Genomic DNA, 14614 nt, shown 5'->3' on the forward strand with positions numbered 1-14614 from the left:
GTGTCGGCGTGGCTGCTGTGACCGTGCCATTTGCCGTGGGCGCGGCCCGACGCAAGGACGAGTAACCGCGCGGCCGAGCTGACTGCGGCCAACCTCCGGCCAGCGGGGGTGATCCGAGGAGCGCTCTGTGCGGGTCTTCGCACCTCAGAAGCGATGACGGCTGCGGCAACCCATCGGTCTTGAAAACCGTCGTGGTGGCGACACCACCGTGGGTTCAAATCCCACACCCTCCGCCGCAGGTCACAAAGACCGCAGCTCAGAAGGGGCGCACCGCGAGAGCGGGGCGCCCCTTCGGCGTGTGGGGGGGGTGATCGCTCGGTGCACCGTGTCGGGGGGACGGGGTGGCCAAGCTGTGGCCCGGTGTGCGGTTTCGTCAGGTGGTTGCCCGGCTCGGTGGCGGCTGGGGTGGTCGGTGCGGGACGGGCAGGGGCTCGTGGTGGTGCCAGATGAGGTAGCGGTCCTCGGTCCGGAGTTCGGCGGTCCCCCACTCGGCTCTGATCACTCCGTCGGACATGGAGCAGGCGTAGGCGACGAGCACGAGTTCCGCGTCCGGGGGAAGGCGGTCGAGGTCCTGGGAGGTCTCCCGCGGTCTCAGTTCTTCGAGCCCGAGGTCCAGTTCTCCCTGGAGGGGTTCGGGGCCGTGGCGGCGGATCAGCTCGGCGCGCAGGCCGGTGGCCCGTCGAAGCCGGGCGGAGGTGACGGGCACGTCCGTCTTGGCGTAGCGGATCGGGTAGATCAGTCTGCCGGAGACGATCATGACGTTCCGGGCCTGGAGCCGGACCGATGTCGCGCCGGGTATCGACGCCAGACCGGTGGCGAGCTCCTCGTACTGGACCGCGTAGAGGCCGTGCCCGTAAGCCTCCAGGGTCTGGGTGTGCACCCCCTGGTGACCGTCGCGCGCCCGCTCGTGGGCACGGGCCAGGCACGCGGGGACCGCCTCGGTCAGCGCCTTCGCCGCCTCGCCGAACGTCTCCTCGGCCCACTGGCTCACCATGCTCATCGTCCGCCCTCCCTCCCCGAAGAACACGCCGCCCGCCCTCGGCGGGACGTGGCCAGCCTCGGCAGCGGGTCACTTCCCTGCCAGTGGGCACAGGGGCGCACCAGCGCAGAGGGGAGGCGCATGAATCCGTGACCGATCGGCGCGCGGCCGGGAGTGACATACCGTCGGGGGATGGGGACAGCGGGAGTGGTGGGGGCGGAGGCGGCGGTCGCGTGGGCGCGGCTTGTGCTGCCCGAGGGGGACCGGGTCGTTGGTGCGGAGCGGCTGCGGGGTGGCTGGACCTCGGAGATGAGGCGGCTGGAGGTGCGGGGTGCTTCGGGCTCGTACGGAGTGGTGCTGCGCAGCTTCGTGAAGGAGTTCTACGTGCGGCACGCCGCCGGGCTGCTGCGGCGTGAGGCCGACGTGCTGGGACTCCTGGAGCGGGAGGCCGCGGTCCCGGCGGCGAGGTGTCTGGGGGTCGAACCGGCGGGAGAACCGCCCTCCTTGCTGATGACGCTGTTGCCGGGCAGCGTGCGGCTCGACGAGGACGGGGCGGAGGGGCGGGCCGATTTGCTCGCCCGGCAGCTCCGGGCCATTCACGAGGTGCGGCCCGCGGCGGCCGAGCGCCCACGCGTCTACGAGGCGTGGACCTCGCCCGCGCGGGTGCGGGTTCCCGAGGGGACACGGAGGCCGGACGTGTGGGCGCGAGCCGTTGACATCATCGGCGCCGCTCCGCCCTCGTACGAACCCCGCTTTCTGCACCGTGACTTCCACCCCGGCAACGTCCTCTTCACGGGTGCCGGGGCGGAGGTCGCTGTGAGCGGTGTCGTCGACTGGGTCGAGACCTCGTGGGGGCCCGTCGACCTCGATGTCGCGCACTGCTCGACCGCGCTCGCGCTGCTCCACGGCGTGCCCGCCGGGATGCGCTTCGTCGAGCGGTACGTCGCGGCGGGCGGGACGCCGAGTCCCGAACCCTCCGCGCACCTGTACTGGCGCCTTCTCGACGCCCTCGCCTTCGCGCCGGACGCCGAGAAGGTCGCCGTGCCCTGGCGCGAGCTCGGCCGCACCGACCTCACGCCCGCCCTGCTCGGCGAGCGCCTGGAGGAGTACGTGGCGGAGCTGCTGCGACGGTACGACTGAAGCCGGTACAGCCCCCGGCCGCATGCTCCGACCGCCAACCGCGTCGTGCGCCGGTCACCCGTCCTCTCGCCCCGCGCTCCCCCCTCTCCCGTACCGCCGGGAACGCCTCCGTCTGTCGGCGGATCACGGTGTCGCCGACCGGCATCAACTGGCCGCGCGCCGCCCGCTTGTCGAGCCACAGCGTGGTGCTGGCGCCGAGCGTGCGGATGACGGCCGGGCTGGAGCGTGCGAGGTGACGCCGAGGGTGGTGGTCCGTGGTGATGTTTCACGTGAAACATCATGGTTCGGGTGGAGTGGGAGGGATGTTTCACGTGAAACATCGCTGAGTGCGGGGTGTTCATGAACGAGGTGCGGACGCTGGAGCCCTGGGTGGGCGCTCCGGGGAGCGCTGTCGACCGGGTCTGGTACGTCAGTTACGGCTCCAATATGCGGCTCGCCCGCTTCCTTGCCTATGTACGGGGCGGCCGGGCCGAAGGCGGGGCGCTGGAGCACCCGGGGTGCCGTGACCCCGAACCCCCACGCGCCTGGGCCGCCCTGGAGTTGCGCGGACGGCTGTACTTCGCGACGGAATCGCTGATCTGGGGCGGTGGACGCGCGTTCTTGGAGCCGCCGGACGAAGCGGGTGGCGGGCGGACGGGCCCCGGCGACAGCGGGACGGACCCCGGCGCGGGGCGAGCGGACTTGGACGACGGGCGGCCGGGCCTCGGTGCGGGACGGATCGCCGTGAGTACGGCACGGATCGCCGTCGGTACGGGTCGGGTGTTCGCGCGGGCCTACGACGTGAGCCGGGAGCAGTTCGCGGACGTAGCCGCGCAGGAGATGTACCGGGCGCCGGGCGACGGTCCCGGGCTGGAGACCGTGCTCGCTGGCGGAGAGCGCGCGGTGCGCTGCGGCCCCGGGCGCTACGAGACGCTGCTCTGTCTCGGCGCGCTCGACGGACGCCCCGCACTCACCTTCACGGCGCCGTGGCGAGCGGCCGACGTGGCGCCGAACCCTCCCTCGGAGCGCTACCTGGCGCAGTTGGCAGGGGGGTTGGGCGAGGCGGGAGCGTGGAGCGCGGCCGTGATTCGCGCGTACTTGGCGGCGGCAGCGGCGGTGTAAAGCGTCGTTTCCCGGCCGGGTGCGGGACGTTTCCCGGTCGCTCTGCGTGCCGGGCCGTCGCTCCTCGGCTTTGTGCTCGTTGCTCTGGGCAGGGCCCCGTCGGCCCGGCGCCCGCCGCCGCGTACCGCCGGGGACGGCACGACGGCACGACGGCACCATGGCGTGACGGCAGGGCGCACGACGGCAACACGGCACGACGCATGACAGCGCACGGCGACAGAGCACGGACGACGGAGTGAGGTAACGGGCGTGGTTTCCGGCTGGGAGTGGGACGAGACGCTGTTCTCGGGGGCTGCCCCGTACTACGAGCGCGGACGCTTGCCGTACGCGCCGGGGCTCGCGAAGGCGCTCGCGGGCGCGCTGCGCCTGGACGGGCGCGGGCGCCTGGTGGACGTGGGCTGCGGCCCCGGCACGCTGACGCTGCGGCTCGCGCACCTGTTCCGCGAGGTCGTGGGCGTCGACCCGGACCGGGGGATGATCGCGGAGGCCGGGCGGCGCGCCGCGGGCGCTGGGCTCACGGGGAAGGTGCGGTGGGTGCGGGCGCGCGCCGAGGAACTTCCGGCGGGGCTCGGGAGCTTCACGGTGGCGACCTTCGGACACTCCTTCCACTGGATGGACCAGGAACGGGTGGCCCGTACGGTGCGCGCGATGCTGCGGCCGGGGGGCTCGCTCGTGCACGTGGCGGATCTCAAGGGCGAGGTGCGGACGCACGCGGGGCTGCCGTACCCGGGCGTGCCGCACCAGGAGATCGAGGAACTCGTCCAGCGTTACCTCGGGCCCGTGCGCCGCGCGGGACAGGGCGTGCTGCCGGACGGGACGCCGGGCGGCGAGCGCGACGTCCTCGCGCGCTCCGGCTTCTCGGCCCCGGAGCGGCACGTGGTACCCGGTGGCCAGCCCCTTGACCGCACCGATGACGACCTCGTGGCCTGGGTCTTCTCGCATTCCTCGGCCGCCCCGCACCTCTTCGGCCCGCGCCGCGAGGACTTCGAGGCCGAACTGCGCCGCCTGCTCCGTGAGATCTCCCCGCCCGGCCTCTTCTCCGAACGCCTCCCCAGCACGGAGGTGTTCGTGTGGCGGCGCGAGGACACGTTCGCGGAGCCGGAGCGGGTGTGAGGCGGGGCGGGCTTCGGCTGCCGAGGCTCTCGCGCGGCGCGCGCGCCGCGGCATGAGGCTCCCGTGCTGTTGGGGGTCCTGACGGGCTGCGGCTGGCGTAGGGCTGCGGCTCCTTCGGGGCCGTCCCTTCGTGGCGCTCTTGCGGTACGCGTGCTCCCGCCGTGCCTGGCTCCCTACGGCCCCCGTTCCGGTGCCGGTGGCCGCGTGCCGCCGGGTGTGAGGCGCGGTGCGGTACGGGTGAAGGCGGACGCGATCGTACGGGCGGCCTCGTGCGGCGGGAGCCCCGTGGCGTGGGCCGCCGCGACGAGTCGGGCGGCGAGTACTCCGCTCGCGAGGCCGTGCTCGCCGGCACGGCACGCGGCCCAGTAAAGTCGGCTGTCGCGTTCGCCGGGAAGCGAGGCGCGGACGAAGCGCAGCAGGGCCTCGGCGGTCCGGTCCGGGTCGGCGGGGTGCCCGTGCATTGCGAACGGGACCGGGCGGCGCGGGGGTGCGAGGAGGCGGAGCAGCGCCGCCGGGGCCGGCGCCGGGCGGGGCGGGCCCGGCGGGGCCCCGGGCAGAAAGCGGTAGACGCCGCGGGTGGTACGGGAGCCGGGGCCCACCAAGTAGCCGCCCGTGCCCCGGACATCGATCCCAGGCGCGAGCCTGCTCGCCGAATTGCGCACCGTCAGCCCCGCGGGTGCGGAGAGCCACAAGTGTGCGCCGCCGCTCGGTGTCGCGACGCGGACGGTGGCCGGGAGCACGAAGCCGTGGCGGGCGCCGAGCAGCGCGAGCGCGCGCAGGGGATCGGCGCCGTGCTTCGTGTCGAGGTCGAGTCCGATCAGGTGGTACGGGGCGAGACCGCACGCGATGCCGTAGCCGGAGGCCCGGGGCGCGCGGGTGAACAGGGCACGGATCACGGCCGGTTCGGTGCTCGCGTCGTAAACGCCGTGCCCGGGAAGACCGCAGGCGCCCCGGCAGGGGGCGGCGGGAGCGGGGAGCGGCCCAGGGGTAGGTGGGACTGCCCCGGAGGCAGGAGGCAGTGCCCCAGGGGCAAGGGGGAGTGCTCCGGTAACCGGTGGGACCGCGGAGCGGTGGGGTGAGGGGAGCGCGGGGCGTTTCGTGCGGCCGAGCGGGAAGACGGCGTAGCCGTGGGCCGCGGCGGCAAGGGCGAGCGCGAGCGGGGTGGGATCGCGATCCATCCACCCAGTCTCGTACTCCAGTTCGCATCCGGGTAGGGCGTGCGGGGGGTGTGGGGGTGCGTGAGCGGCGCACGGCGGACCGGCGCGATGGGAGGCTTGCCCGCGCCTGTCTCAGGGGTGATCTCAGGGTTTACCCCGAGAGACCCTGATACTCCACGCGGGTGTATTTCAGGGCCATATGGGGTTTATCTAGAGATCGTCACGCGTGCGGGCGAAAAGCGGCCCGTGGGCTGGTTTTACGGCTGTCACCTGGGCAATTCTGGACGCACAACGTCGCACAGTTCACTCCGGACCGGTCGGCCGACCGGACCGGCGTCACGAAAAGCTGACCGGCCACCCCAGCTGCCGCGAGCGGACCGGGGCAGCCGGCTACCGCACCGGTCATCCCGGTCAGTGGAGGAAAGACATGGCAAGCATCCGTACCGCCCGCACTCTCGCAGCCGTTGCCGCGCTGCCGCTCGCCGCCGCGCTGTTCACCGGCGTCGCGCAGGCCGACAACGCTGCCGTCGCGGGCAACGGATCGAACGCGGCCGTGTCGACGAACGGTGCCTCCGGCGTCGGCGGGGACAACTTCGACGACTCGTCGACGACCCAGCAACAGGCCGTGGGCGCCGGCGCCTCGAACCAGAGCAACACGGCCCAGGTGGCGGGCTCCGCCTTCACGGCCATCGACCAGCACAACGTCGACCTGGCCGTCGACCACACCGGCCTCTGGTAGTCGCGAGGACATGGGGCCACGCGGCAGGCCAGGGCGACCGCCCGCCAGCAGCGCGCGCGGGAGGGACGTGAGTCCCTGGCCGAGCCCGCGTCCTCCCTCGTGGAGGGGTCAAGGCCTGCCCGGTGAGGCGCGGTTCGTGACCGGGCGGGGGGCCGGGAAACACCGAACGGCGAACGACCCACGGGCCGGGGACCTGAGGAGAAACGACCCACGGCTCGGGGACCTGAGGAGAGGGGGGAGGGCTCGCACGACAGAGCTGGTGCGTCGAGGTGAGTCCTTGAGGGAGTACGAGGACGCCCGAGCGGCACGGCGTGCGGGGGCACGCCGAGAAGCCGTGAGGGAGGAAGAACAGCGGGAACGGCGCACCGCGCCGGGGGACGACGACGGCCCGAGGGGGAGAGGGGCCCGCAGGGGGAGACATGGGATTTCAGGGGGCGGAGACCCGAACACCGCGCCGGAGCCGGAAGTGGACGGCCCCGGGAGGCGGGAACTCAGGGGAACCGGAAAGAGCTTCGTACGGGGCGGCGAGGGGCGCCTCGTACGAGGAAACGATCACCACCGACGGCGCGTCAACCGCCGCCACAGGGAACGGTGCTCCGGTCGGCGACAGGCCGCGGCCGGCAGGTCCGGTCAAGGCCGGGGCGACCCTGCGGGGGGTGGCGGTGAGCGCGGCACGCGGTGGTGTGGGTGAGGCGGGGCGGACGGCCGATGGCAGCGGGCGCGCGGTGGGGTGGACGGCCGAGGGGGCTGTGCGTCGGGTGTTGCGCGTGCGTGTGTGGGGGGCGGGTGGTGCTGTCGGTGCCGTGAGAGGGGCGGTCGGTGGCGGTGTGGGTGCCGTGACGCACTCGGAGGCTGGCGGCGTGGGTGTCGTGGAGCGGTCGGCCGGTCACGGCATGGGTGTCGTGGCGCCTGCGGCCGGTGGGGCAGTGGGTGCTGCGGCGGGTGGGGCCGTGGGCGTCGTGAGGCGGGCGGTCGGTGGGGCCGTGGGTGAAGTGATGCGGACGGTCGAGGGCGGCGTGCCGGTCGTGGCGCGGATGGCTCGTGGTGGCGTGTCCGTCGCCGCGCGGAGCGCCTCGGGCGGCTCGCGTGGTGTGGTCCGGTGGGTGGGGAGTGGCCCGGGTGCTCCGGGTCGTGCGGCGGCCGGAGGGCGGAAGGGGCCCGCCGGGCCGTGCGCGCCTGCCGGGCCCGGCGGGGCTCGTCCGCAGGGAGGCGCGTGGGCGGCAGTCGGCGGGCAGAAGGGGGAGCCGCCCCGGGGAGGGGTGTGTCCACCGGCGGAGCGGGGCGGGAGCCGCCTTGACTCGGGAGATGCGTATGCGACGACTTGCGGGACCGGTCCCGCTTCGGCTGAGCGTCCTGAGTTCCGTCCTCCTTCTCCTCTTCGGAGGTTCCTCTCCCGCTTTCGGCGCGGACGGGCCCTCGTGGTCGGCGCGCGGGGTCGCGACCTTCGCCGGGCGCGCCTTCGACGCGTGCTCCGCGCCGCCGCTCGCGACGATGCGGGCATGGGGGGCCTCGCCCTACCGGGCCGTGGGCGTGTATGTCGGCGGGCGGGCACGCGCCTGCCCGCAGCCGGAGCTGAACGCGGGCTGGCTGCGCGGGGTGCGGGGCCTCGGCTGGTCGGTGCTGCCGCTCTACGTCGGCTCGCAGGCGCCCTGCGTGCAGGCCGCGAACAAGAAGAAGTACCGCCTGGGCGAGGACCCGATGGGCACCGGGACGGAGGAGGGACGCGACGCGGTACGGGCGGCGCGGGAGCTGGGGATCGCCGCGCGCAGTCCGCTGTACCTGGACGTGGAGGCGTACGACGAGCGGCGGGCGGAGTGCGCGGCGGCCGTGCTCTCCTTCGTGCGCGCGTGGGACCGGGCGGTCACCGCGGAGGGATACGTGCCGGGGTTCTACAGCAGCGCGGATTCCGGGGTGGCGCAGTTGGAACGGGAGCGGCGGGCCGGAACGGCGGACCTGCCGGAGGTGATGTGGTTCGCGCACTGGACGGGAAGGGCCTCGCTCGACGCGCCGGAGGTGCTGGCGCCGCAGGCGTGGACGCCGCAGCGGCGCATCCACCAGTACGAGGGGAACGTGACGGAGACGTACGGCGGACAGGCGCTCTCGATCGACCGGAACCAGGTGGACGCGCCGGTCGCGACGCTGGGCTGAGCCGTTTCCTGCCTCGGTCGGCGGAGTGGGGGCGGGGCTCAACCCGGAGGGGGTCGGGGTGCGTCCTCCCCCTTCAGGAGGTGGTGCGAACCCCCCGTCCTACTCCCCAAGGGGGACGGGCGGTCGGGACCTACGGGCGATCCCCGGCACGCTCCGCGCTTCTAGCGTGGGGGATATGACTGTGACCGAGGTCCCCAGGCGCCTTGCCGCGCCGGCCGCCGCACCGACCGCCCCCGCGCGAACCGCTTCGCGGTCCTCGCAGGCGTCCGTGCCCGCGTCCGCGGGTCCCCGGCCGTCCGCCGCCCCGGCCACCCCCGCGCCCCCGCGAGGCCCGTCCACTCCGTGCCCGCCCCGCACCGTGGCGGACCGCGACCGCGCCGCCGCCCGCACCATCGCGGAGCACGCGGCAACGGCCCGTAAGGCGGAGGCCCGTAGGCCCGAGGCCCGTACGAACCCGGAGCCGGCTCCGGGCACCGCGCCCCAGCCCCGCCTCGCGCGCGCCCGCGCCCGTTCCCCGCGCACCGCGCCCGCCCTCCCCCTCACCTTCGAGTCCTACGTGCGGGCCCGGGGAGCGGGACTGCTGCGGACCGCGCGGTCGCTGACGCCGAACCCGTACGACGCGGAGGACCTGCTCCAGACCGCGCTGGCGAAGACGTTCAGTGCCTGGGAGCGGATCGAGGACCACGGAGCGGTGGACGGGTACGTGCGCCGGGCGCTCGTCAACACGCGGACCTCGCAGTGGCGCAAGCGGCGCGTCGACGAGTACTCGTGCGCGGAGCTTCCCGAGCCCGAGCCGCTGCCCGCGACCGATCCGGCGGAGGCGCAGGCGATGCGCGACGCGATGTGGCACGCGGTGCTGCGGCTTCCGGCGCGGCAACGGGCGATGGTCACCTTGCGGTACTACGAGGACCTGAGCGAGGCGCAGACGGCGGAGGTGCTCGGCGTCTCCGTGGGAACGGTCAAGAGCGCCGTCTCCCGCGCCCTCGCCAAACTCCGCGAGGACCGCGAACTGGTCCTCCTCCGCTGAACGCCGCCCCCACGCCACCCCGGTCTTGTGCTCTGGCCCGCACGGGGCCTGGTGGGGCTGCCCGCTCCCGGCTACTGGGCCCGCACCAGCCACCCGCCCGCGCCGCCCCGGCCTCGCGCTCTGTCCCGCACGGGGCCTGGTGGGCCTGCCCGCTCCCGGCTACTGGGCCGGCACCAGCCACGCGCCCGCGCCACCCCGGCCTCGCGCTCTGGCCCGCACCGGGCCGAGCGGGCCTGCCCGCCCCCTCCCCCCCCCGTCTTCACGTGTTCCGTGAATCGATTGGCTGCCGCTAGTGACATACCGCTTGGTATGTGCGCAGAATCGGGCCACGACCCCCACGGGCCGCCACACCCCCACGGACCGTTGAGACGACAGAGCCGTTGCCTACAGGCGCGTAGCGCCCATCGGGAGGACGCCGTGCTGAGCACGATGCAAGAGACCCCGCTTCTGATCAGCAGGATTCTGGAGCACGGGCGGAGGATTCACGGGCGTTCGACCGTGACGACGTGGACCGGGGAGGCCGAGCCGCACCGCCGTACCTTCGCCGAGATCGGCGACCGGGCCGCCCAGCTCGCCCACGCCCTGCGCGAGGAACTCGGCGTCACCCGCGAGAGCGTCGTCGGCACGCTCATGTGGAACAACGCCGAGCACGTCGAGGCGTACTTCGCGCTTCCGTCCATGGGCGCGGTCCTGCACACCCTCAACCTCCGCCTGCCCGCCGCGCAGCTCGCCTGGATCGTCCGGCACGCCGAGGACAAGGTGATCATCGCGAACGGCACGGTGCTGCCGCTCCTGGCACCGCTGCTGCCGCAGCTGCCGAAGGTCGAGCACGTCGTGGTGTCCGGCGCGGGCGACCGCTCCGTGCTCGAAGGGACCGGGGTGCGCGTCCACGAGTACGAGGAACTGCTCGCGGGCCGTCCGACCACGTACGACTGGCCGGAGCTCGACGAACGCGAGGCCGCGGCGCTCTGCTACACCTCCGGCACGACGGGCGACCCGAAGGGCGTGCTCTACTCCCACCGGTCCGTCTACCTGCACTCGATGCAGGTCAACATGACGCAGTCCATGGGCCTGACCGATCGCGACACGAGCCTCGTGGTCGTGCCGCAGTTCCACGTCAACGCCTGGGGACTGCCGCACGCCACCTTCATGACCGGCGTGAACATGCTCATGCCGGACCGCTTCCTCCAGCCCGCACCGCTCGCCGAGATGATCGAGTCCGAGCACCCCACGCACGCGGCGGCGGTCCCGACGATCTGGCAGGGGCTGCTCGCCGAGCTGACGGCGAAGACGCGCGACGTCAGCTCGCTGGGCCAGGTGACGATCGGCGGTTCGGCGTGCCCGCCCGCGCTCATGGAGGCGTTCGACCGGCTCGGGATGCGGGTCTGTCACGCCTGGGGCATGACGGAGACCTCGCCGCTCGGCACCGTGGCGCGTCCCCCGGCCGGGGCGGACAGCCCGGAGGAGGAGTGGCGCTACCGGCTCACGCAGGGACGTTTTCCCGCCGGGGTCGAGCCGCGGCTCATCGGGCCGAACGGGGACGTACTGCCGTGGGACGGGGAGTCGGCCGGTGAGCTGGAGGTACGCGGCTCGTGGATCGCGGGCGCGTACTTCGGCGGCACGGGCAAGGAGCCGGTGCGGCCCGAGGACAAGTTCAGCCCGGACGGCTGGCTGCGCACGGGGGACGTCGGCGTCATCTCGGCGGACGGCTTCCTCACTCTCACCGACCGTGCCAAGGACGTCGTGAAGTCCGGCGGCGAGTGGATCTCCAGCGTGGCGCTGGAGAACGAGATCATGGCGCACCCGGACGTCGCCGAGGCGGCGGTCATCGCGGTGCCGGACGAGAAGTGGGGCGAGCGCCCGCTCGCGACGGTCGTCCTCAAGGAGGGCGCCGCGGCGGGCCCGGCCGAGTTGCGCGCCTTCCTCGCGGAGCGCGTCGCGAAGTGGCAGCTTCCCGAGCGCTGGTCGGTGATCGAGTCGGTGCCGAAGACGAGCGTCGGCAAGTTCGACAAGAAGGTGCTGCGAGCGCGGTACGCGGAGGACGGGCTCGACGTCACGGTGCTCTGAGGGGCGCGGCGACGGGCGTCACGGCGGTACGGGGGCGAGGCGGCGCCAGGCGCGGCCCGGTCCCGTACCGCGAGATGGCCGACCGCCCGGTTTCGCCGGGCGGTCGACCCCGCTCCCGCACCGCCAGCCGGTCAGCCCGTCCCCCGTACCGCCGAGGCCCCGCCCGTACCGCCGACGCCGCCCCCGCACCGCACAGCCCGCGCGCCCCACGCCGCGCGCCCCACGCCGCGCGCCCCACGCCGCGCGCCACACGCCCCACGCCGCGCGCCCCACGCCGCGCGCCCCACGCCCCACGCCGCGCGCCCCACGCCGCGCGCCCCACGCCCCACGCCGCACGTCCCGCCCCGCACGTCCCACCCCGCGCCCCCCGCACCCACCCCCCGGTGCCACACCTCACGCCCCACAGGTCCGACCATTCCCCGTGTGTGACATAGATTGGGAGACCTCACGTCGGTTCCTGTCGGGGAGGTGCGCATGGCCGCGGAATGGCGACCGGTGCGGCAGGCGCGTACGCATGAGCTGGTCCTGGAGAGCATCGAGGAACAGGTGCTCGCCGGGCAGCTCAAGGCCGGTGACCGGCTGCCCCCCGAACGCGAACTCGCCCCGGCGCTCGGCGTCTCGCGCTCCGCGCTCCGCGAGGCGCTGCGGGTCCTGGAGACGATCGGCGTGCTCGTCGCCCACTCGGGGCGCGGTGCCGACGCGGGCGCCCGGATCGTACGGAACCCCGACGACGCCCTCGGCCGCCTCCTCCGCTTGCACTTCGGCCTCGGCAGCTACCGCCTGGAGGACGTGCTGGAGGCCCGCGTGGTCCTGGAACGGTCCAGCTTCGAGGCCGCCGCGCGGCAGGCCGCGTCCGAGGATCTCGACGAGGCCGCCGACCTCCTCGCCCGGCTGCGCGAACCCGGCATCGAACCGGCCGAGTTCAACGAGCTGGACACGGCCTTCCACGTCGCGATAGCCCGTTCCTCCGGGAACCGCCTCGTCTCCACGCTCACCGCCGCCGTGCGCGAGTCCGTCCGGCCCCTCATCCTGCACGCCCTCGAAGCGGCCGAGGACTGGCCCGCCACCGCCGCCGCGCTCAACGCGGAGCACACCGAACTGCTCCGCCTCGTCCGCGCCGGGGAGGCCACGACCGCCGCCGATCTCGCCGAGCTCCACATCCGCGGCTTCCACGGCACGCTGGTGAAGGATGAACCGGCCGAGCGCGGCGGCGACGCGGACAGCGCGCGGTGAACGACGGTTCCACGTGAAACATGGCGGGGCTCCCGGGATCGGGGAGCCCCGCCATGTTTCACGTGGAACACCGCCGTCGGCTCAGGGCAGCATCCATGACAGCACGGCCGTGGACTGGAGATACACCAGCACACACAGCACGAGCAGCATCGCGAGGCTGTACTTGGCGACCTTGCGGAGCAGGACGCGTTCGCTGCCCGGCTCCTCGACCGCCGTCGCGGCGATCGTGAGGTTCTGCGGGCTGACGAGCTTGCCGACGACGCCGCCGGAGGAGTTGGCACCGACGAGGAGGGTCGGGTCGATGCCCGCCTGGTGGCCCGCCGTCTGCTGGAGCGTCGCGAAGAGCGCGTTGGCGGAGGTGTCGGAGCCGGTGACGGCCGTGCCCAGCCAGCCGAGGATCGGCGAGAGGAAGGCGAAGGCGCCGCCCGCCGCCGCGAGCCACGTACCGATCGCGACCGTCTGGCCCGACTGGTTCATGACGTAGCTGAGCATCAGCACGGTCGCGACCGTGGCGATCGCGCCGCGCAGGGTGACGAGCGTGCGCCCCGCGGTGCGCACACTGAGCGCCGCCGACATCGGGTACTGGTCCCTGTCCTTGACCAGGCTGTAGACGAGCGTCACGAGGATGCCCGAGATGATCAGCAGCGTGCCCGGGTTGGCGAGCACGTCGAGCGAGTAGACCGCGCTCGTCGACGGCTTGCCGTCCGGGGTGAGGATCTCGCCGTACAGCCCCGGCCACTCCCACCTGAGGGTCGCGACGCTGAGGATGTCGGGCATGTCGAAGCCGCCGACGTGGATCTTGGCGACGGCGAAGATCGCGATGACGAGGACGTACGGGAGCACCGCGAGCGTCACGCGGCGGGCGGGCAGTCGCTCCGCCTCGACCTGGGAGCGCTGGTCGTCCGGCGTGCGCGGTTGCCACCGGCGCAGCATCAGCACGCCCGCGACGAAGCCGGCGAGGGAGGCGACGACATCGGTGAGCTCGTAGGCGAAGTGCGCCGAGCACCAGTACTGGGCGACGGCGAAGACGAGGCCGACGACGACCGCGACGGGCCAGAGCTGACGGAGCCCGCGCCTGCCGTCGACGAGGGTGAGGAGCAGCAGCGGCACGAAGAGCGCGAGCAGCGGGCTCTGCCGTCCGATGACGGCGGCGATGTCCTCCGGCGGGATGCCGGTGAGGTTCCCGGCCGTCGTGACCGGGATCGCCATGGCGCCGAAGGCGACGGGCGCGGTGTTGGCGACGAGCACGGTGATCGCGGACTTGAGCTTGGGCAGGCCGAGGGCCATGAGCATCGCGGCGGTGATCGCGACGGGCGCGCCGAAACCGGCGAGCGCTTCGAGCAGGCCGCCGAAGCAGAAGGCGATGAGCATCGCCTGGATGCGGAGGTCCCCGCGCCCGACCGCGTTGAAGCAGCGCCTCAGGTCCTCGAAACGGCCGCTGACGACGGTGAGTTCGTAGAACCAGAGGGCCGCGACGACGATGAGCATGATCGGGAAGAGGCCGTTGAGCAGGCCCTGGCTCGCGGAGAGCAGGCCGAGCCGGACCGGCATGCCCATACCGAGGATGCCGACGAGCAGCGCGGTGACCAGTGCTCCGAGGGCCGCCTGGAAGGCGGAGCGGCGCACGACCATGAGGAGCACGAAGAAGACCGCGAGCGGGACGAGCCCGAGCAGCGCGGTCCCGGCGAGGCTGCCGCCGACGGCGTGCACGTCCGGGGTGTACGAGGCCAGGGGGAGGCCGGACGTCGCGGTACCCGGCGCCGGGAGGCCGGAGGCGGCCGGTTCCGGGACCGGGGCACCGGAGGCGGGTCCGGTACCCGTGGCCGCGAGGGCCGTCAGCAGGGAGGCCACAAGGTGCTCCTCGTTGAGTTGTGCGCCGCCGCCCCGCCATACCGCCCGGTCGGCATCCG

11 protein-coding genes are annotated in these 14614 nt (G+C 73.7%); 8 read left to right on the plus strand and 3 right to left on the minus strand.

All coding sequences use genetic code 11. The features are described from left to right. Nucleotides 1-373 precede the first annotated feature (373 nt). Nucleotides 374-994: a hypothetical protein gene (locus tag STTU_RS16165; RefSeq protein WP_043257457.1), complete on the minus strand. Its 621-nt coding sequence runs from the start codon at nucleotides 992-994 to the stop codon at nucleotides 374-376. A gap of 177 nt (nucleotides 995-1171) precedes the next feature. Here STTU_RS16165 and STTU_RS16170 point away from each other — a divergent pair, with 177 nt between their 5' ends. From STTU_RS16170 to STTU_RS16180, 3 genes are all read left to right on the plus strand, one after another. After that, nucleotides 1172-2119, plus strand: coding sequence for a phosphotransferase family protein (locus tag STTU_RS16170; protein ID WP_234019244.1), 948 nt, complete (start codon nucleotides 1172-1174; stop codon nucleotides 2117-2119). Nucleotides 2120-2458: 339 nt separating this feature from the next. Continuing rightward, entirely contained in the window at nucleotides 2459-3220 is a 762-nt protein-coding gene (locus tag STTU_RS16175; protein ID WP_199785024.1) for a histone deacetylase, read from the plus strand. Nucleotides 3221-3469: 249 nt separating this feature from the next. Then, nucleotides 3470-4333 (plus strand): class I SAM-dependent methyltransferase, encoded by an 864-nt coding sequence (locus STTU_RS16180; protein WP_043255378.1) that lies wholly within the window; start codon nucleotides 3470-3472, stop codon nucleotides 4331-4333. Nucleotides 4334-4506: 173 nt separating this feature from the next. Here STTU_RS16180 and STTU_RS16185 read toward each other — a convergent pair whose 3' ends face one another. Beyond that, entirely contained in the window at nucleotides 4507-5511 is a 1005-nt protein-coding gene (locus STTU_RS16185; protein WP_043255380.1) for a bifunctional DNA primase/polymerase, read from the minus strand. A 406-nt stretch (nucleotides 5512-5917) separates the two neighbouring features. On the opposite strand from STTU_RS16185, the gene STTU_RS16190 reads away from it, so the two are divergent. The 5 genes from STTU_RS16190 to STTU_RS16210 all read left to right on the plus strand — a co-directional run bounded on the left by STTU_RS16190 (nucleotide 5918) and on the right by STTU_RS16210 (nucleotide 12704). After that, nucleotides 5918-6229 (plus strand): hypothetical protein, encoded by a 312-nt coding sequence (locus STTU_RS16190; RefSeq protein ID WP_007824720.1) that lies wholly within the window; start codon nucleotides 5918-5920, stop codon nucleotides 6227-6229. Nucleotides 6230-7540: 1311 nt separating this feature from the next. Then, nucleotides 7541-8377, plus strand: coding sequence for a glycoside hydrolase domain-containing protein (locus STTU_RS16195; protein WP_007824723.1), 837 nt, complete (start codon nucleotides 7541-7543; stop codon nucleotides 8375-8377). 358 nt (nucleotides 8378-8735) lie between these two features. Further along, a complete protein-coding gene (locus tag STTU_RS16200) occupies nucleotides 8736-9404 on the plus strand; it encodes a SigE family RNA polymerase sigma factor (RefSeq protein WP_007824725.1) in 669 nt (222 codons plus the stop codon). Between the two features lie 417 nt (nucleotides 9405-9821). After that, on the plus strand, nucleotides 9822-11471 hold the full coding sequence (locus tag STTU_RS16205) for a long-chain fatty acid--CoA ligase (RefSeq protein ID WP_043255382.1): 1650 nt from the start codon (nucleotides 9822-9824) through the stop codon (nucleotides 11469-11471). Between the two features lie 474 nt (nucleotides 11472-11945). Beyond that, entirely contained in the window at nucleotides 11946-12704 is a 759-nt protein-coding gene (locus tag STTU_RS16210) for a FadR/GntR family transcriptional regulator (protein ID WP_043255384.1), read from the plus strand. An 81-nt stretch (nucleotides 12705-12785) separates the two neighbouring features. Here STTU_RS16210 and STTU_RS16215 read toward each other — a convergent pair whose 3' ends face one another. Beyond that, the gene (locus STTU_RS16215) at nucleotides 12786-14555 is read right to left on the minus strand and encodes an L-lactate permease (RefSeq protein ID WP_007824732.1); all 1770 of its coding nucleotides are present in this window, start codon (nucleotides 14553-14555) and stop codon (nucleotides 12786-12788) included. Nucleotides 14556-14614 lie beyond the last annotated feature (59 nt).

The sequence above is a fragment of the Streptomyces sp. Tu6071 genome, assembly GCF_000213055.1.
Classification (GTDB): domain Bacteria; phylum Actinomycetota; class Actinomycetes; order Streptomycetales; family Streptomycetaceae; genus Streptomyces; species Streptomyces evansiae.

What these genes read in the sequence shown, in the direction of transcription:
- STTU_RS16175 (WP_199785024.1), top strand. Translation starts at nt 2,459, where the DNA reads ATGAACGAGGTGCGGACGCTGGAGCCCTGGGTGGGCGCTCCGGGGAGC.
- STTU_RS16185 (WP_043255380.1), bottom strand. Translation starts at nt 5,511, where the DNA reads ATGGATCGCGATCCCACCCCGCTCGCGCTCGCCCTTGCCGCCGCGGCC.
- STTU_RS16195 (WP_007824723.1), top strand. Translation starts at nt 7,541, where the DNA reads ATGCGACGACTTGCGGGACCGGTCCCGCTTCGGCTGAGCGTCCTGAGT.
- STTU_RS16170 (WP_234019244.1), top strand. Translation starts at nt 1,172, where the DNA reads ATGGGGACAGCGGGAGTGGTGGGGGCGGAGGCGGCGGTCGCGTGGGCG.
- STTU_RS16165 (WP_043257457.1), bottom strand. Translation starts at nt 994, where the DNA reads ATGGTGAGCCAGTGGGCCGAGGAGACGTTCGGCGAGGCGGCGAAGGCG.
- STTU_RS16190 (WP_007824720.1), top strand. Translation starts at nt 5,918, where the DNA reads ATGGCAAGCATCCGTACCGCCCGCACTCTCGCAGCCGTTGCCGCGCTG.
- STTU_RS16210 (WP_043255384.1), top strand. Translation starts at nt 11,946, where the DNA reads ATGGCCGCGGAATGGCGACCGGTGCGGCAGGCGCGTACGCATGAGCTG.